The organism is Pseudoalteromonas sp. SIMBA_162, from assembly GCF_046535955.1.
Classification (GTDB): domain Bacteria; phylum Pseudomonadota; class Gammaproteobacteria; order Enterobacterales; family Alteromonadaceae; genus Pseudoalteromonas; species Pseudoalteromonas marina.
In genome coordinates, this window is record NZ_JAWJBQ010000001.1 from 65,226 (window position 1) to 83,130 (window position 17,905).

General features: G+C 40.1%; 16 protein-coding genes. 5 read left to right on the top strand and 11 right to left on the bottom strand.

Annotation, left to right across the window (positions count from 1 at the left end; all coding sequences use genetic code 11):
* The first annotated feature begins 98 nt into the window (after nucleotides 1–98).
* Complete coding sequence (locus tag R0J88_RS00255) at nucleotides 99–1,451, top strand: hypothetical protein (protein WP_008126399.1); 1,353 nt, start codon at nucleotides 99–101, stop codon at nucleotides 1,449–1,451.
* Nucleotides 1,452–1,496: 45 nt separating this feature from the next.
* Here R0J88_RS00255 and R0J88_RS00260 read toward each other — a convergent pair whose 3' ends face one another.
* The 8 genes from R0J88_RS00260 to R0J88_RS00295 all read right to left on the bottom strand — a co-directional run bounded on the left by R0J88_RS00260 (nucleotide 1,497) and on the right by R0J88_RS00295 (nucleotide 10,363).
* A complete protein-coding gene (locus R0J88_RS00260) occupies nucleotides 1,497–1,748 on the bottom strand; it encodes a hypothetical protein (protein ID WP_008126398.1) in 252 nt (83 codons plus the stop codon).
* Between the two features lie 19 nt (nucleotides 1,749–1,767).
* Nucleotides 1,768–2,604, bottom strand: a complete 837-nt coding sequence (locus R0J88_RS00265; RefSeq protein ID WP_058429101.1) for a peptidoglycan binding protein CsiV — start codon at nucleotides 2,602–2,604, stop codon at nucleotides 1,768–1,770.
* A complete protein-coding gene (gene mfd, locus R0J88_RS00270; RefSeq protein WP_006794674.1) occupies nucleotides 2,604–6,077 on the bottom strand; it encodes a transcription-repair coupling factor in 3,474 nt (1,157 codons plus the stop codon). The genes R0J88_RS00265 and mfd overlap by 1 nt, the downstream gene beginning before the upstream one ends.
* 49 nt (nucleotides 6,078–6,126) lie before the next feature.
* Nucleotides 6,127–7,020 carry a carbon-nitrogen hydrolase gene (locus tag R0J88_RS00275; protein ID WP_410898708.1) on the bottom strand — a complete coding sequence of 298 codons (894 nt, stop codon included), beginning with the start codon at nucleotides 7,018–7,020 and terminating at the stop codon, nucleotides 6,127–6,129.
* On the bottom strand, nucleotides 7,017–8,072 hold the full coding sequence (locus R0J88_RS00280; RefSeq protein ID WP_410898709.1) for an agmatine/peptidylarginine deiminase: 1,056 nt from the start codon (nucleotides 8,070–8,072) through the stop codon (nucleotides 7,017–7,019). The genes R0J88_RS00275 and R0J88_RS00280 overlap by 4 nt, the downstream gene beginning before the upstream one ends.
* A gap of 106 nt (nucleotides 8,073–8,178) precedes the next feature.
* Entirely contained in the window at nucleotides 8,179–8,784 is a 606-nt protein-coding gene (locus tag R0J88_RS00285; RefSeq protein WP_410898710.1) for a PilZ domain-containing protein, read from the bottom strand.
* Nucleotides 8,785–8,951: 167 nt separating this feature from the next.
* The gene (locus R0J88_RS00290) at nucleotides 8,952–9,713 is read right to left on the bottom strand and encodes a haloacid dehalogenase type II (RefSeq protein ID WP_008126386.1); all 762 of its coding nucleotides are present in this window, start codon (nucleotides 9,711–9,713) and stop codon (nucleotides 8,952–8,954) included.
* The gene (locus R0J88_RS00295; protein ID WP_410898711.1) at nucleotides 9,713–10,363 is read right to left on the bottom strand and encodes a peroxiredoxin-like family protein; all 651 of its coding nucleotides are present in this window, start codon (nucleotides 10,361–10,363) and stop codon (nucleotides 9,713–9,715) included. The genes R0J88_RS00290 and R0J88_RS00295 overlap by 1 nt, the downstream gene beginning before the upstream one ends.
* A gap of 124 nt (nucleotides 10,364–10,487) precedes the next feature.
* On the opposite strand from R0J88_RS00295, the gene R0J88_RS00300 reads away from it, so the two are divergent.
* Nucleotides 10,488–11,375 carry a LysR family transcriptional regulator gene (locus tag R0J88_RS00300; RefSeq protein ID WP_006794668.1) on the top strand — a complete coding sequence of 296 codons (888 nt, stop codon included), beginning with the start codon at nucleotides 10,488–10,490 and terminating at the stop codon, nucleotides 11,373–11,375.
* Here R0J88_RS00300 and R0J88_RS00305 read toward each other — a convergent pair.
* Nucleotides 11,355–11,870: a DUF2937 family protein gene (locus R0J88_RS00305; protein ID WP_006794667.1), complete on the bottom strand. Its 516-nt coding sequence runs from the start codon at nucleotides 11,868–11,870 to the stop codon at nucleotides 11,355–11,357. The two genes, R0J88_RS00300 and R0J88_RS00305, sit on opposite strands and share 21 nt — an antisense overlap.
* A 120-nt stretch (nucleotides 11,871–11,990) precedes the next feature.
* On the opposite strand from R0J88_RS00305, the gene R0J88_RS00310 reads away from it, so the two are divergent.
* The 3 genes from R0J88_RS00310 to R0J88_RS00320 are packed head-to-tail and all read left to right on the top strand — an operon-like array spanning nucleotide 11,991 to nucleotide 16,681.
* Nucleotides 11,991–12,563: an RNA polymerase sigma factor gene (locus R0J88_RS00310; RefSeq protein ID WP_006794666.1), complete on the top strand. Its 573-nt coding sequence runs from the start codon at nucleotides 11,991–11,993 to the stop codon at nucleotides 12,561–12,563.
* Nucleotides 12,560–13,636: a FecR family protein gene (locus tag R0J88_RS00315; RefSeq protein WP_277054577.1), complete on the top strand. Its 1,077-nt coding sequence runs from the start codon at nucleotides 12,560–12,562 to the stop codon at nucleotides 13,634–13,636. The genes R0J88_RS00310 and R0J88_RS00315 overlap by 4 nt, the downstream gene beginning before the upstream one ends.
* Before the next feature lie 9 nt (nucleotides 13,637–13,645).
* The gene (locus R0J88_RS00320; RefSeq protein WP_410898712.1) at nucleotides 13,646–16,681 is read left to right on the top strand and encodes a TonB-dependent receptor plug domain-containing protein; all 3,036 of its coding nucleotides are present in this window, start codon (nucleotides 13,646–13,648) and stop codon (nucleotides 16,679–16,681) included.
* Between the two features lie 88 nt (nucleotides 16,682–16,769).
* On the opposite strand, the gene R0J88_RS00325 is transcribed toward R0J88_RS00320, so the two are convergent.
* Nucleotides 16,770–17,165, bottom strand: a complete 396-nt coding sequence (locus tag R0J88_RS00325) for an ExbD/TolR family protein (protein WP_006794662.1) — start codon at nucleotides 17,163–17,165, stop codon at nucleotides 16,770–16,772.
* Nucleotides 17,166–17,417: 252 nt separating this feature from the next.
* Complete coding sequence (locus R0J88_RS00330; RefSeq protein WP_008126367.1) at nucleotides 17,418–17,861, bottom strand: ferritin-like domain-containing protein; 444 nt, start codon at nucleotides 17,859–17,861, stop codon at nucleotides 17,418–17,420.
* Between the last annotated feature and the right edge of the window lie 44 nt (nucleotides 17,862–17,905).

The window sequence follows — 17,905 nt, forward strand, 5'->3', positions numbered from 1 at the left end:
ATATTTAAACGAGTAAGGCTCCGTGTTTACGGGGCCTTTTTTATTGAACAAATTACTGGAGGCAAGTAAACTAAAACGAATAGAAAAAGGAGAGTTGATTGTTAAAACAAGACGAAAATTTATCTTTTGTCATTGAGCCCGAGTTAAATGCGCGTTCAGAGCAGCGTATTGATCTGTACTTTTCTATTCCTAACGAAATGGGAATAAACCCTAAAACGCTGAGCGAAGAATCTTACTTCAACAATCAGTTCAAATCTCACTTAGCTTACAACGCTAACAATATTCACTTGCCATTAGTACGAAGCCGTTTTGTAAGTAAAAACAAAGGCGAACAGCAAGACTACAGGCAAAATCTAAACTTATTTTGTTACCAAGTGCGTTTAGCACTTGATGCTGATATTAAAGATGCGCTTAAGTTAAGCGAGGCGGAAGAGTTTTATAATCGTGCAAATGAATTATTTGAGCAAAGTGAAGGCCTATTAAAAAAGTTACGCCGTTATACGCCCGATGACGAAAAGTTACTGCCGTTTTATACAAACGCAGATAATTATCTGAGTTGGCACGTTGAGCAATCATTTTTAAAATTACTAGATGAAGGCCCGCGCAGTAGCGATTTTGCTAAAGAGCGGAACGACCTTTTGCAATTTTGTAAAAGCGAAAATGTGTACAGAGCAGATAAAAACTATAACTCTGAAACCACTCTTCAAGACGCTAATCGAATCACAAATAAAATGCGTTTATTGCAACGCTTAATTGAGCATGGAGTAATACTTCAGCGCAATACTCGCTTTTTAAATAGTTACCTAAAGCGCTTGGTAAAGGGGACGGTAACGGCGGTTATTATGGCGTTTGTGATGCTGGTAATTCTTAATGCACGTTCCAGTTTTACAGAGGTAACAGCGACTCTCATTTTGATACTGGGTGTAATTTATGGTTTGCGTGAAATTTTTAAAGAAGATATCACCCGTGTAATTTGGCGCGCAATAGTTCAAGGGCGGCCAAAATGGCGATTTACCTTTAAAAATAGTATTACCAAAGACAAAATAGCCAGCCAGTTTATTTGGCTTGAGTACACGCGTTTTAAAAAAATACCGAAAGAAGTTCAAACCATTTTTTCAAAACGTCGCCAGCAAAACAAACAGGCTGCGCAATGGCTGCACTTTGCGAGTGAAACGCGCGTGTCGGCCAAAGAGTTTTTACCTGGATACGATACGTTGCAGCAAACACTGCAATTTAACCTAGCGCCATTTGCCCGTTATTTAAAACGTGGTGAAGGTAAGCTTTACCATTTAGATAGCAATAAAATATCAAAACAAGCCGTTGAGCGACGTTATCAATTAAATATGGTATTGGTGCACACAGAAGGTGATAAAACACTTTATCAGCGTTATAAAATTACCTTAAATCGCAGTAAAATAGTCAACATTGAGCTCATTTATTCTAAAAAATAAAAATGGGGGATAGACCACAGTCTATCCCCCTTTTTATACTCGATTTTATTGAGTTAAGCCGTGCTTACTGTATAAAGTCACTTTGTCTGAAACGAGTGTAATCTCTATATTTTTAGACTCGTCGCCCCAAACACAGTTAGTATGAAGTGTTTTTTCTACGCAGTTGTCAGCGCTACCTAATACAGCCTCTACTTCAGCTTTATCCATACCAATCTTAATTTTTTCGTAGTTTTCTACTGTTACTTTAGAGCATGCAGCCAGGCTTAGTGTAGCTGCAATAATTAGGAGTTTTTTCATTGTTGTATCCTATTAAGTATTAATGTTTAAATTTTCTAATTTGGACAATCATGCCCATGCGAGGGTGGTCAAAGTAATGAATTTCACCACTTATTACACGTTTAAATTGTGAAAACCGTGATGACTCTACATCACCACTTTGTAGTTTTTGGCTAATATCAAAATCTGCAGTGATAAATAAATAGTGACGCAAGTGAATTTTAAATAACCCTTCTAATTCCCATTTACTAGTTGATTCATCGGGGTCGTTAAATAAGCTAGGCTGGGGCTCTAGTAAACTAACAAAGTCTGGATTTGAATAGCGCGGCACATCAAAAACGCGTGTTTTGATAAGCTCACCGGCAAATAAGTGCATGCTTGGCGCACGTGATTTACTTTTTGCTTCAAAACGCCATCCAGTATGTAAAATAGGCGTTAAGCCTTTACGGTCTAGTTGCTCAAACTGCGTTTTAAATTGTAATTGCTCTGGAGCAAGTAAGTAGGGTTGCTCCATGGTATCAAGTGCCGGCGCCACAGGTGTAACAGGCAATGTATCGTAACTTTGAACATAGTCGGTGCTTGCATCGCAAACACCCGAGCGTGGATTGTCGTTAACGAGCGAATCCGTAAATGAGCGCTTTTGAAAACGTGTATCGCCATCAATACAGGCTTGCATGGCTTGCTCGGTATAAAGTGGCGTTAATAAATCCAGCGTGTTTTTATCTTCAATAGCCTCGTGTTTTAAACTAAAGTCTTCTTGTAAATAGGGGGCAGGGCGCTGTTTAAATATCAGCACCTCAGCTTCAAACCAACGCTCTGCAACTGCAGTGCTGCTAAATAAGCAACATAAAACTACCAGCGATTTTTTTAGCAACATTAATGGCTAACCTTTTTTTCGAAATCTGCAATCATAGCAGTGACCATTTTTAAGCGTTCGCGGGCATTTGCCTCACTAATCGCGAAGCGCAATTTATTTGCGCCTTCCATTTTATAAATATGCGGTGCACTTTGTATCAGCCCAATAATGAAGCTAGGATTAACCTTGGTATTTTGGCTAAATTCAAAGTAGCCGCCTTTAGGGTTTGCCTCTATTTTTGTTATCCCTAAATTACTGGCTTGCATTTTAAGTTGTTGCAAACTAAATAAGTTTTTAGCTGCATCAGGTAATAAACCAAATCGGTCTATTAGTTCTACCTGTAACTCATCAATGTCGCCTAGGTTAGCACAACTAGCTACACGCTTGTACATACCTAATCGTGCATTTACGTCATGTATATAATCATCAGGCAGTAATGCAGGCAGTTTTAAGTCAACTTCGGTTTGTTTTTGTAAGAGGTTTTCAAGAGTAGGTTCTTTACCTTCACGCAGTGCATTTACTGCTTGCTCAAGCATTTCCATATACAAGCTAAAGCCAATAGTTTGCATTTGCCCAGATTGATCGTCACCCAATAACTCACCTGCACCACGAATTTCTAAATCGTGTGTAGCAAGTGCAAAACCAGCGCCTAAATCTTCCAATGATTCAATTGCTTGTAGACGTTTGCTGGCATCTTTTGATAATGCTTTAGGGTCGCCTGTGAGCAAATAGGCATATGCCTGATGGTGGCTTCGGCCTACACGACCACGCAATTGGTGTAATTGTGCTAAGCCTAGTTTGTCGGCTCTATCCATAATAATGGTATTTGCTGTGGGTACGTCAATACCGGTTTCGATAATGGTTGTACACACAATTACATTGTATTTTTGGTGATAAAATTGGGTCATTATTTGCTCAAGCTCTTGCTCGCGCATTTGCCCATGAGCGGTAATTACATTTGCTTCAGGTACCCATTCACTTAATTCTTGCGCCACGCGTTCAATTGTTTCAACGTTATTGTGCAAAAAGTACACTTGGCCACCACGTTTAATTTCACGCAAAATGGCTTCGCGAATAAGCTCCACATCACGTTGGCGAACAAATGTTTTAACCGCCAAGCGTTTGGCCGGTGGTGTAGCAATAATAGATAAGTCGCGCATGCCACTCATTGCCATATTGAGCGTTCGAGGAATAGGTGTTGCGGTAAGCGTTAAAATATCGACATCTGCACGTAGCGCTTTAATTTTTTCTTTTTGGCGTACCCCAAATCGATGCTCTTCATCTACGATGAGTAGCCCTAAATCGTTAAATTTAATGTCTTGCTGAATAAGTTTGTGGGTACCAATAACAATGTCTAGCTTGCCATTCGCCATATTTTCTAGCGTGTCTTTTTGCTCTTTGGTTGAATTAAAACGAGAAAGCACACCCACTTCGATAGGAAAGTCAGCAAAACGGTCTTTAAAATTCTCATAGTGTTGCTGCGCAAGCAGGGTAGTGGGCACTAAAATGGCAACTTGTTTACCATCGTTAACAGCAACAAAAGCTGCACGCATGGCGACCTCGGTTTTACCAAAGCCTACATCACCACACACTAAACGATCCATCGCTTGTTTTGATTGCATGTCGCCTAATACTGCTTCAATTGCATTACGCTGGTCGTCGGTTTCTTCAAACGGAAAGCTTTCACTAAACTGGCGATAGGCTTGTCCGTCTAGGGTAAATTTATTGCCTGGTTTAGCTTGGCGCTGTGCGTATATATCAAGTAACTCTGCGGCTACATCACGGACTTTTTCTGCAGCACGTTTTTTTGCCTTTTCCCATGCATCAGAGCCGAGCTTATGCAGTGGTGCACTGCTTTCTTCGCCGCCTGAGTAACGGCTAAGCATATGTAGTGCCGACACAGGCACATACAATTTAGACTCACCGGCGTATATTATGGTCACAAATTCTGTAATTACACCTGCTGCATCAATAGTTTGTAAACCTTGATAGCGGCCAACACCGTGGTCAAGATGCACAACAGGCTGACCTTCTTTAAGCTCGGCTAAGTTACGAATTAGGGCGTCTTGGCTTGCTTCGTACTTATGTTTACGGCGTCTGCGCTGCGAGACTTTAATACCTAGCAGCTCTTGTTCGGTAATAATTGATAATGAAGGTTTAGAGCCAAGCACAACGCTTTGTTCAAGCGGACTTACAATTAAGCCTACATCACTATCGCTTTGGGTAAATTGTTCAAAGGTATCAAACTCTTTAAACTTTAAACCGCTGGGTTTTAAAATATTGAGTAAAGATTCACGTCGACCATCCGACTCAACGCTTAGTAATATGCGACTTTTTTTCTTCTTTTGTGCTGTAACGTAGTCTATAAACGCCGCATAGGGCTCGTGTTGTTTATGATCTATTCTTATTGCAGGTAATTCACATACGGATAAATTTTTATTACCCGCTTTTGTACCCAGTTTGGCAAGCGATAAACGAATACGCGCAAATTGCCCTAAGTTAGAAAACAGCTCTTCAATAGGCTGGTATAAGGCATTTGGTTCAAGTAGTGGGCGCAGAGGGTCCACTTTACGGTTTTCGTAGCGAACATTAACATCGTGCCAAAAATTATCCGCAGCGTGTTCTAAATCGCCCAATTGCATAACGGTGGTATTATCAGGCAGGTAGTCAAAAATAGTGGCTAGGCTTTCAAAAAATAACGGCATGTAGTATTCAATACCAGCTGGCCAGTTTCCTTTACTAACTTGCATGTAAACAGAGTCTTGCTCTGAACTTGCACCAAATTTTTCACGGTAACCAATCCTGAAACGCTCAATATCTGACTCATTTGTTGGAAATTCATGCGCTGGTAGCAGTTCAATTTTATCTACTTTTTCATCAGAGCGCTGCGTTTCCACATCAAATAGACGAATGGTGTCTAATTCGTCATCAAAAAAGTCGAGCCTAAATGGATGCGGACTACCCATAGGGTATAAATCGACGATTGAGCCACGAATTGCGTACTCACCATGTTCCATAACTTGTTGCACGTTTAGGTAACCGGCTTGCTCTAAGTTTTGCCTAAAATTATGTGTGTCGAGTTTATCGCCTACTTTAAAGTTTATTGTCGAACCATAAATAAACGAGGCCGGAGCGGTTCGCAGCATAAGCGTAGACACAGGCACAATTAATACGCTTTGCTGTTCTTTTTTTAGGGTATTTAATGTAGCTAAACGCGCAGAAATAATATCTTGATGAGGAGAAAAATGATCGTAAGGCAAGGTTTCCCAATCAGGAAATACCATTACCGGATTATTAGGTAATAAATATTCTAGCTCTGTTTCAAGGCGCAGCGCGCTGGGGGTGTCGGGTGTAACAATTAATACTAAGTTCTCTTGCTGTTTAACACCTTCGGCAATGGCAATACTTAAACCACTTCCGCTTAGCTGCCCCCACTGAATTTTATCTTTTTGAGATTTTACCCAAGGCAAGGCTGCCCATTGCTCAAACGCCATTTATTACTCCATTTGATTGGCCCTTAACAGGTAAGAGCCATTCTTTAAGTTAGTCGCGGTATATTTTTGTAAGGTCGTTGTAGTGATCAATTCGGCGATCACGCAAAAACGGCCAGATACGTCTTACGTTTTCTGAGCGTTTTTGATCAACTTCTACCACTAATATTTGTTCATCGATGTTGTTAGCTTGCGCTAAAAACTCACCCTGAGGACCCGCAATAAAAGAGTTACCCCAAAATTGAATGCCGCTGCTATGTCCGCTTGGGTCGCTCTCGTGGCCAACACGATTACAGCTAATCACCGGTACTCCATTTGCGACCGCATGGGCACGTTGACTAATAACCCATGCATCTTTTTGGCGTGTTTGTTCATTTTGGTCGTCATTGGGATCCCAGCCAATAGCGGTTGGGTAAATTAATAGCTCAGCACCAGCCATAGCCATCAAACGCGCGGCTTCTGGAAACCACTGATCCCAGCATACCAACACGCCTAATTTACCGACCGATGTTTGAATAGGCTCAAAGCCCAAGTCGCCTGGAGTAAAGTAAAACTTTTCGTAAAAACCAGGGTCATCAGGTATGTGCATTTTGCGATATTTACCTGCAATACTTCCGTCTTTTTCAAGCACCACTGCAGTATTATGGTACAAGCCTGTTGCGCGCTTCTCAAACAGTGACGCCACAATAACAATATTGAGCTCTTTAGCGAGTTCACCTAAGGTGTTACTGCTTGGCCCAGGTATGGTTTCTGCCAGGTCAAAGACATCAACGTCTTCGGTTTGGCAAAAATAAAGGCTACGATGAAGCTCTTGTAAAACAACAAGCTGAGCCCCTTTTTGAGCAGCTTCACGAATGGCTTTTATTGATTTAGCCATGTTTTCATCGGCGTTATTGTTGTTGCTTTGTTGCACTAAAGCAACGGTTAATTTTGCAGGGCTTGTCATTGTGCTGCTCCAGCTAAAAATCCACGCGGTAATTGCATTGTAATACAGTGAAGGCTACCAAATTGCTCAATTATAGGCTGGCAATTCACGCCAATAATAGTGTGCTGCGGATACGCTATTTGAACCTGTGCTAATGCACGGTCGTCGTTTATATCGTTGTATGTAGGCACAAGCACTGCATTGTTAATAATTAAGTAATTGGCATAGGTTGCAGGTAAGCGTGAGTTTTCATCGTCATACGCTGCCTTAGGCCACGGTAGTTCAATTAAATTATATGGGGTGTTACCTGCCGTTTTAAAGCTTTTTAATTGGTTTTCCATTGCTTTTAGTGCGGTGAAATGCTCGTCATTTTCATCATCACATTGTACATATACAAGCGTATTGTTTGGTGCAAATCGTACTAGGGTATCAATGTGGCTGTCGGTATCGTCGCCAGCTAAATAACCGTGATCGACCCATAAAAAATTGGTGGCACCTAAATGCGTTTTTAATAAGGCTTCTATGTCTTGGCTCGATAAGTCAGGGTTACGGTTTTTGTTAAGCAAACATTCGCTTGTTGTTAGCAATACGCCGTGCTCGTTTATCTCAATACCGCCACCTTCAAGCACCATATCTAGGGCTTGGTAATCATTGTTTGCATGGCTTAGCTGTTCAACAACCGCTTTATTAATTTGGTTGTCGAGTGCGCTTTCAAATTTGTTGCCCCAACCATTAAATGTAAAATCATAGACCTTTAATTTGGTCTCATCATTAATATTTGCACATGTTAGTGGGCCATGATCGCGCGCCCAGGTGTCATTAGTGGGTGTTACAACAAAATGAACACGCTCTAAATTAATATTGGCTTGGTTAAGTAGTGCAGTGATATGTGCTTTTAAGGCTTCGTCGTGAGCAACAACAACTAAAAATTGGTAGTGTGTTATATGCTTTGCAAGCTCAACATAGACAGGCTCAACACGGGCTAGATTATCGGCCCAATCGGTATGTTTATGTGGCCAAGTTAGCATTACAGCGTCTTGCTCAGCCCATTCAGGTAAAAGTCTAAAGTTCATGGCATTTTTATACAAATAGAGATATCGCTAGTTTAGCAGTTGTGCTACTTCCAAGTCACTTGAAAAATAGGTTTGCTTTGCCATATAAACTGTATTGTAAAACCAATTATTCAGAGCTTGAATCGTCTAATGGTTGCTCTAGTTCTTGGCGTTTTTTTAGTTGGCGCGTTTGCGCATGTAAACTTGCTCTTACTATTAATTCTTGATCAGTGTTTCTTATAGACGTAAAAAGCACTGTGTATTGGTAGTGGTCGTTATCTTGTTTTTCTATGGCAACCACTTCAGTGTAGCAGTAAACAGCCGATGCCTCATGATGCAAAAAAAGTTTTGTCCTAAACGATTGGCCAATAGAATACACATCAGACGACGTAAACTTAATACCTCCGCCGCCATAGCTATCGCAGTGTATAGCATTTTCTTGCGCTTGTTCTGAGGCCAAAATATGGCTCATAATTAAATCTATTTTTCGCGATTGTGCCTGCAAAAATGCAGCAAGCTCTTGGGCTACATCGCCTAAGTTTCGAAGTGGACGTAACGAGCTTTGTTCAAGCTCACTCACTTCATTAGCTAATCTAAAAAGAGGCGGGATATCATCGTCAAGTGCTAGCTGAGATTTAGGTACTTGTTCATTAGATACAGGAAACAAATTAACCCTAATGCTCTCGTTTATTTGAAAATACTCTTCAAACTCGCTTAATCTTTGACTATTCATAATTATCTCCACGACGTGTTATTTTAAATAGTAGCGTTGTGAGGGGTAAATTGCTAGCAGTTAAAAGGGCTAAATACATTGTTTACACGCGGTTTTTAGCAATAAAAAAGCGGTCAAACTCTTCCTGAGAATGGCCGCTTGGGTATTGATTTTATAATTTGCGCTCGTTATTTAAGTAGAGCGGCTAATTCATGTAAATCTTTCACAACGTGATCAGGTTTTTTCGCAAGCGGATATAACGCTTTACCTGGGCGTGCAATAAAAGTTGTTTGCAAACCCGCTTGTTTAGCGCCCGCTACATCCCAACCATGTGCAGCAATCATCATAGCCTCGTTGGGCGCGACGTTTAACTTTTTAAGTACCCATTCGTAGGCACGTAAATCAGGTTTATATATTTTTATATCTTCAATGCTGTAACGCGCGTCAAAATATGACAATAAACCAGCGTTTTCAAATTGAGTTTTAACGCCTTTATTTGACGAATTAGTTAAGCTTACTAACTTATAGCCCTGCGCTTTTAGTTTTGCCAGTCCGTCTTTCACATCGCTATGTGGAGGTAATGATAAAAGCGGTGTAACAATGGCCGTTTTAGCTTGCTCGTTGGTAATTTTAATATTGTTATTATTTGCCACCATAGCAAGCGAAGCCACACCAATTTGGCCAAAATCGTGATAATCACCGGTCACTGTATCTACTAACGAGTTATGTAACATGGTTGAAAACCAAAGAGGCAGTAAATCTTCTCTGCCACCCAGCGCTTTACCAATCGAGGCGCGCATACTTGTTAGGTCAAGCAGGGTCTCGTTTACATCAAAAATAAGTACTTTTGGTTTTTCTTTACTTTCTTCAGCGTTCACTGAGCTACTCAATAAGCTTGCGCCAAGGGCAAGTGTAAGACTTATTAGCTTTAATGATTTTAATAAAGGCATTATTTATTTTCTCCATCAAGTGCGGTCATTACATCACTTGGTTCAGCGCGAAGTGTGTAATCTTCGTTTAAAAATGCATAAGTGATTACACCTTCTTGGTTAATCACGTAAGTGGCAGGTAGGGGAAGTTGGTATGTTTTATCGCCGTAAGTGTGTTCAAAATCAATACCAAACCCGGTGTATAATTCTTGAATACGTTTATCGAGTGTAAATAATAAGCCAAATTGCTGTGCAACCTTATTACCAATATCTGAGAGCACATCAAACTCTAGCTCATTTTTTTGGGCAGTCGTTAAGGTTTGATCTGGTAGTTGAGGAGAAATTGCCACCAATTGAGCGCTCTTAGTTTTAAACTGAGGTAAAAAATCGTTCAGTGCTTTTAACTCTAAATTACAATATGGGCACCATGCGCCACGGTAAAAACTAACAACCACAGGGCCTTTATCTAATAAATCGGCCAATTCTATATCTTTGCCTAGGTGGTTTGCCAAAATAAAGTTTTCTATTTTATCGCCAACCTGTAAGGCGTTATTTCGTATGTGCTGAGCAATTAATTCTTCGTTTGTTGTATTCATTAGTGCTAAAACGTCTGCGGGTAAATTAGCTTCTTTTTGAACATTAAATGCATCTATTTGTGCCTTTAAACTCATGGCTTAGTCTCATCAATTATTAAACTTGGTCAAAAGTATATGGTTTTAAATATTTAAATAAACATTGCAAAACTGAAAGCTTCATTCGAAAATATTAAACATTGAAAAGACATTGTGGGTTTTTATGTACAGTTTAAGTGACCTAGAAACGTTTATTGCCGTGGTTGAAAATAAAGGGGTACTGGCAGCCGCTCGTGAACAGCGTTTATCACCTGCAACAGTCAGTCATCGCTTAAGTAAATTAGAGCGAGAGCTCGCTACAGTGCTTGTGTTTAGAGATAGCAGAAGAGTGCGTTTATCACCCGCGGGAGAAGTATTTTACACCCGCATAGGTGCCATAATTGAAGCATTACGTGATGCAGAGCACAGTATTGGCGCACGTAGTTCATCGGTAAGTGGGTTATTAAGAGTAACCATGCCACCTTGGGTTTTCTCTAAATATGTAATGCCTAGGCTTAATGAATTTGAGCATGCTTTTCCAGATCTAAAACTAGACTTTTTAATAACCGATCAGTTTGTAAACGTAGTTGATGATGCGCAAGATGTCGCTATTCGTGTAGGGCAATTAAATGATTCAGGTTTGCTTTCTCGTAAAATAGTCAATAACAGTCGTGTATTATGTGCTGCGCCTAGTTATATAAAAAAGCATTCAATGCCAACAACCATCTCAGAGTTAGAAAAACATTTTTGGGTCTGTCTGCCATGGCAACGCCAATTAAAGCTTTATGATGCCCAACAAAAAATTCACACGTTTAATGCACAAACGCGCTTTACCATTTCAAATTCAGACAACATGACGCAAGCTGCCATTGCGGGCCACGGCATTGCTATAAAGTCTAGGCTTGCAATAAACGATGAGCTAAAAAATGGCACATTAGTAGAGGTGATGCCTAACGTACTTGCACAAAGCGATGCCCCTGTATGGTTTTTACGGCCACAGAATAGCTTAACAACCCGAAAAACAGATGTGTTTTTTGACTTTATGAAATCGTTATTTGCACGCACTGATTAATCGCAGATAAACGCGTTTAATTAAAACCATAAACAAAAAGCCTGTAAGCTCTGCAATAAACGCAATGATTATTGCGGTGATAATTGCTGCGGTAATTGAGTCTGTTTTTAAAATTATTTGCCCTTCAAAACGTTGCCATACTTGCTGTTTTATAGTGTGAAGCTCGCTACGCAGTGTAAACAGATAAGGCGAGTTTGAAAATTCATCAACAGCCCTCGCCAAAGTTTGCTGACGCTGGTTGAGAGTTTGAATATGATTGGCACCTTCTCCCACAATTTCATCGCCTAAATTTTCATAGTGCTTTATTAACTTAGCAAGGTCGTTATTAAAGTATTTTTTAGCGTCTTTTTGAAAAGGCGCTATTGCATTATTTGCCTCCACTAATTGTGCGTTTAATGCTTGGCCAAAATCACTCACAAACGCGGGTATTTGTACGCCTAAAAGTAGCCCGCAAGCAAAAAAACTCAGTCGGATATAGTCTAAAATTTTACCCATTAATTCTCCTAATAAAAAAATATGACATTTATACAACTAAAAATTTACATTTAACTAGTTTTTTATATTCAAAACTCGTAATCTTACGCTAACAATAATAACAACAGGTGTTTACTAAAGATGACCAAAAAGAATAAATTTGCGTCAACATTTGTTGATATTTCAAGCCAACTTAAACGCTTTGTTTCACGGATAGTACAGCCCGATGATGTAGATGACATTGTGCAAGAAACATTTATAAAAAGCTACGAGGCTGATTTAAAACAAGATATTCAATATACCCGTAGTTACATGTTAAAAACCGCTAAACATTTAGCATTAAACCATGTTGCTAAGTGGGACAACAAATTTAATGATTCGCTAGACGACGACAGTGAATTACCTGTGTTGCTAAAGTCAATGCAGCTCGAAGATGAATACACGTCAAAAGAACGTTTTTTACTGTTTTGTAAAGCAACAGAGCAGTTAAGCCCATCAACCCGTAAATGTTTTATACTTAAAAAAGTATATGGCATGAGCCAAAAAGAGATCGCAAGCGAGATGCAGCTTAGTCAGAGTACTGTTGAAAAACACATTGCTAAAGGGTTATTAAAAACCATGCTTTACATGCGCGAACACGATCAAAGCCAAGTGGCAAAAACTAAGCACGACAATTCTCTTCATCCGTTAACAGTAAAGAGGGTTGCAAAATGAGCAATGTCCATCAATTTACTTCAAAAGATTTAATATTAGAAACAGCTTGTAATTGGATCAGCGCCATTGACCGTGGCTTATCAAAAGATGAAAAAGAGCAGTTTACATTGTGGATGATGCAGAGCAACGCCCACCAAGATGCACTTTACGAGCTAGCCCACTTATGGGATGAAATATCTGTTTTAAACGAGCTCAGTAATTTATTCCCTCATCGTAATAGTAAACAACCCAAAAAAAGATGGCTGGTTTCAACGTCTATTGCAGCCAGTTTATTTGCAGCACTTATGGTATGTAGTTATCTATTAATCAACTTAGAAAATGGTTACAGCCAACAATTAGCAAAAGTTAATTACACTAAAATTTATAAAACTAAAGTTGGCGAGCAAGCAACCTACGCATTACCCGACGGCACTATTGTGCAGTTAAATACCAATAGTTTATTAGAAGTTGCCTATAGCAAAGGCCGCAGACAGCTATTGCTCAATAGAGGAGAAGGGCGTTTTAACGTTGCTAAAGATGCATCTCGTCCATTTAGTGTAATGGCTGGCAATAAGAGTTTTACAGCATTGGGTACTGTGTTTAATGTTCAGCGTAATACATCTTCAGATTTAGAACTGGTGGTAACCGAAGGCAAAGTCATGATCACCGATCCGAGTGTGGCGGTGGATGCCAGTGACTTTAAAGCCTACCAGTCAGCTGACAAAAACGCAGATAAAATTCGCCAAATTAACGCCAATATAGTTACATCTGGCGAAAAAGCAGTTATAGAACAAAGCATCACCAAGCCAATTACCCAGCTCTCTATTGATGATGTTGAACGTGACTTAGCATGGCAAAATGGCATGCTTGTTTTTAATGGTGAGCCGCTTAGCGATGCCTTAAACGAAGTGAGCCGTTATACTTCTACACGTTTTAAATTATCGTCTGAAGAACTTGCGTCTATTAAAGTAGCGGGTGTTTTCAAAGCAGGTGATGTGGCTGGGTTGCTAGAAAGTTTACACACTAACTTTTCTATTAATCATGAACGCCAAGGTAAACACACAGTTACGCTTACGCAAAATACAAAATCATAAGAAGCAGCTATGCAAATCAGACATATGTTAGATAAAGTTGCATCTTTAAATCCTGCACGTAAAAAAAAGATTAAAAAAAAGAAACAAAACCATAGAGGATTTTTGTTTGCCAGCTGTTTATATACGGTGCGCAGTAACCAATTGCATTTATTGAGTGGTTTATGTGTGCTTGCACCAGCTATGTTTAGCCTAAATGTGCAAGCCGCAAGTCAAACTACCGGGCAAATGGTGCAATTTGATATAAAAGCGCAGCGAGCAGACAAAGCCTTAATTGAATTTGCTAAACAAACCAAGCAAACCGTGGTGTTTTCATACGAGTTAGCTAAAGAGTATGAAGCAAATTCTGTCTATGGATTCTATACCCAACTAGATGCGCTGGAGGCATTATTGGTGGGGACTGAGCTCGATGCGGTTGTTGATCAAAATGGATTACTGAGTATAAAACTCAAACAAATCAACAGGAATGATAACAACATGATGAAGCTTTCAGCAGTCAGTGCAGCAGTATTACCGGCATTACTGGCGGTAAATTCTCAAGGTGTAAATGCAGCAGAAGACGTTGCTCAAGACAAAATCGAAAAAATTGCAATTGTCGGTAGCCGTGTAGCAGGGCGTTCGGTTGAAGATTTACCCGTTCCGGTCGATATTTTAAGTGCTGAAGCACTTGAAAATACAGGACAAACTGAAGTGGGTCGTATGCTACAAGCTATTGCGCCTTCATTTAACTTTTCAAGTTCATCTATTAGCGACGGTACCGATGCATTAAGACCTGCAACATTACGTGGTTTAGGTCCCGATCAAACATTGGTGTTGATCAACGGTAAACGTCGTCATCAAGCTAGTATTATCCATATTAATACATCGGTTGGTCGTGGTACTGCCGGTACCGATATGAATGCTATACCGGCATCTGCTATTAAGCGTATTGAAGTACTTCGCGACGGTGCGGCTGCTCAATATGGGTCTGATGCAATTGCTGGTGTTATCAACATTGTATTAAAAGATGGTAGTGAAGGTGGCAAAGCAGCCATTAACTATGGTGAATACTCTGAAGGTGACGGCGAAACAGTTAACGTTGACTTCAACAAAGGGTTTGCACTGGGTGACAATGGTTACTTAAACACAACGATTAACTACCGTGACCGTGCGCCAACTAATCGTGCAGGTTTGCATGGTTCATGTCAGTTTTACGGCTGTGAAGAACTTAGCGATGGTACGTTGTTGGCCGGCGATCCGCGTGAATTAACAGCTGATCGTAACACATTTAGAATCGGTGACGCTGATTCACAACAGTTTGGCTTAACGGTAAATACTGGCTACGAGTTAGGTGATGGCGAATTATATGGTTTTATTACGTATTCAACACGTGATAACGAATCAGCCGCATTTTTCCGTCATAATGCTAATGCGGGTGGTAATCCAGTATTGCAAGATGGCGACGCAACAATCCCACTTGGTTTCTTACCAAAAATCAACACTACCATTGATGATATTTCTTATAACTTTGGTTACAAAACAGAGTTTGATAACGATTCAAGCCTTGATTTATCGTACACGTACGGTGAAAACAGCATCGACTACACAACAAGCGATACAATTAATGCGTCATACGCTAACTTTTTGCGTTACGAACAAGGTTTAAGCGCTGCTGATATTCGTACTACTATCCCGCGCGAAGCATACGCATACGGTATGGAACTATCGCTACAAACAATTAATTTAGATTTCACTAAAAACTTTGATGACTACTCACTTGCGATGGGTGCAGAGATGCGTACTGATGAGTATCGTATTTTAGCCGGTAATGAGTATGCATATCGTGATTACGATACAAATAATGGCGTAAGTATTTACAGCGGTTTAAGCGGCGGTGTTGGCAGCGAAAATGCCTCTGGTGGTACGCAAGGCTTTGGTGGTTCATCACCTGCATCTTCAGTAGATGAGTCACGCGATGTAATTTCGTTTTACTTAGACGCTGAAGCATATGTTATTGAAGACGTTATTTTATCTGGCGCACTTCGTTACGATAACTACAAAGGCTTTGGTGATACGGTTAACTTTAAGTTAGCAGGTAACTGGGCAATTACAGACGATATTTCATTACGTGGCGCATTAAGCTCAGGCTTTAGAGCGCCATCTATGCAACAGCTTTACTTTAACAACATCAGCACACAGTTTGTTGTAGGTCCAAATGGTACATTAGTAGCCGAAGAGGTGGGCACGTTTAGAAACGATTCAACACTGGCGCAAAGTTTAGGTATTCCAAAACTTAAAGAAGAAAAGTCTCAAAACCGTAGCTTGGGTATTGTGTATAACGTAACAGACAGCATTAACGTAACGGTAGATTACTACTCAATCGACATTGATGACCGAATTGTTATTAGTAACCGTTTAGGTAAAGGGCTGTCTACTAGTTTAGACGCAGCGCTTGTTAGCTCTGGTGCAGGTGCTGGTCAGTTTTTCTTAAACGGCGCAGACACTGAAACCAGCGGTATAGATTTTGTTGCAACATATAACACTGAAGGGTTTGGCGGCACACTTGATTTTACCCTTGCTGCAAACTTTACAGAAACTGAAGTTGTTTCGTTATTCACACCTTCTGGCTCAGGTCTTGAAACTGTGCCGGTAGAAAGTGTGTTTTCAGATCAAGAAATTTCGATTATTGAAGAGTGGCAACCAGAAGATCGTATTAACCTAAGCGCGCTTTACCAAAACGAAGATTGGACCGTTAATCTGTCGCTTAATCGCTTTGGTGAATACACAGTTGAAGACGGTGGTCGTCAAACTTACGGTGCCGAAATATTAACAGACGTAAAAGTTAATTACTTCATTAACGAAAACCTATCTGTGAATGTGGGCGCTAACAACTTGTTTGATATATACCCAGACAAAAATGAAATTGGCAACTCTCGTACAGGCACAATTGTAGATGCTAACGGCAATACCGTTGTAAGTAGTAACGGTGTGTTTGAATACTCTCGTCGTTCAGCACCTTTTGGCTTTAACGGCGCGTACTACTATGTAGGCGCAGAGTACCGTTTTTAATAAATAACTCTCCCTTTCGTTATTTAACTCAAAGGGCCGCAAGGCCCTTTTTTTGGGTTTATATTTAAGGCTAATTAGCTAACAGGTTTTAGTCAGAAACCAAGCTAATAGCGTAGTTGTCGTACTCTTTAATGCTGTTCATCACAGTCATCAGTGTGTTGTGCTTGCTGTTTTCATCTGCTTTTATAAGCACAGAGCTTATTTTATATTTAGCTGCAAACATGGCTAAGTTGTTCGACACTTGCTCCAAGTCAATTAACCTCCCTGAAAAGTAAACGCCGTTATTTGCATCAATACTGAAAACCGCATTTTTACTTTGTTTTTCAATACTTGGTTTGTCTAATGGGCGATTTAATTCAATGGCGACGGGTTTAACAAATGAGGTAGTAACAATAAAAAATATGAGCAGTATGAACACAATATCAAGCATTGGGGTCATGTCTACGTCGGCGTTATTTTGCAGTTTAGCTGTTTTATTTTTCATATTGGACCTTACTATTTTAATTAAAGCTGCGGCGCCACAGCGAGGTTTTTAGGATCCTATTAACAAAACTAGCACAGCTGAAAAATAATACAGTTAAATAAATATTCTAATAACATTAAATATTTGTATAAACTATGTTCTGACATGTTACTCAAACAGGTTAAATGATTTTAAAGCAATAAAAAACCCAGCCTATCGCTGGGTTTGTATGGGGAATAATTTACTGAATAGCTAAAATACAATTCAGGTTATTTAGCTTTTTTGCATACGGCTCATTTCAGCATGACAGCTTTGCATTGTAAGAAGTGTTGCAGCAAGCGCGGCTTCACAATCTGCAGGTTGTGGCTTATCCATCGCTTCTTTAATTTCTGCTAGTGTTTTGTCTTCAACTTCTTCAAGCTCGCTTACATAGGTGCTGTCGTTGTTTGAGCCAAATGTAGTAAGAAGTGCGGTGTATGCTCTGCGCGCTTCTACAGCAAATGAAGAGCCTTCCTCTCGCTCACCTTGCTCGTTAATAGCATAGGGTTGCAGGCGTTCAACGCTGACTCTGCGTGCGTCAATCATGCGCTGGAATAATGCTCCAATGGCAGGGTCTTTTATATTTTCTTGTGCTTTTTGGTAAAAATCGATACCGCTGTTCATTACTTGAATGATGTCTGAAATATGATTAGCGTCTGTTCCTTGAAGGGTGTTCATAATGACCTCTTTAATGTTATGAATGAAACTTATCATAACTAAAG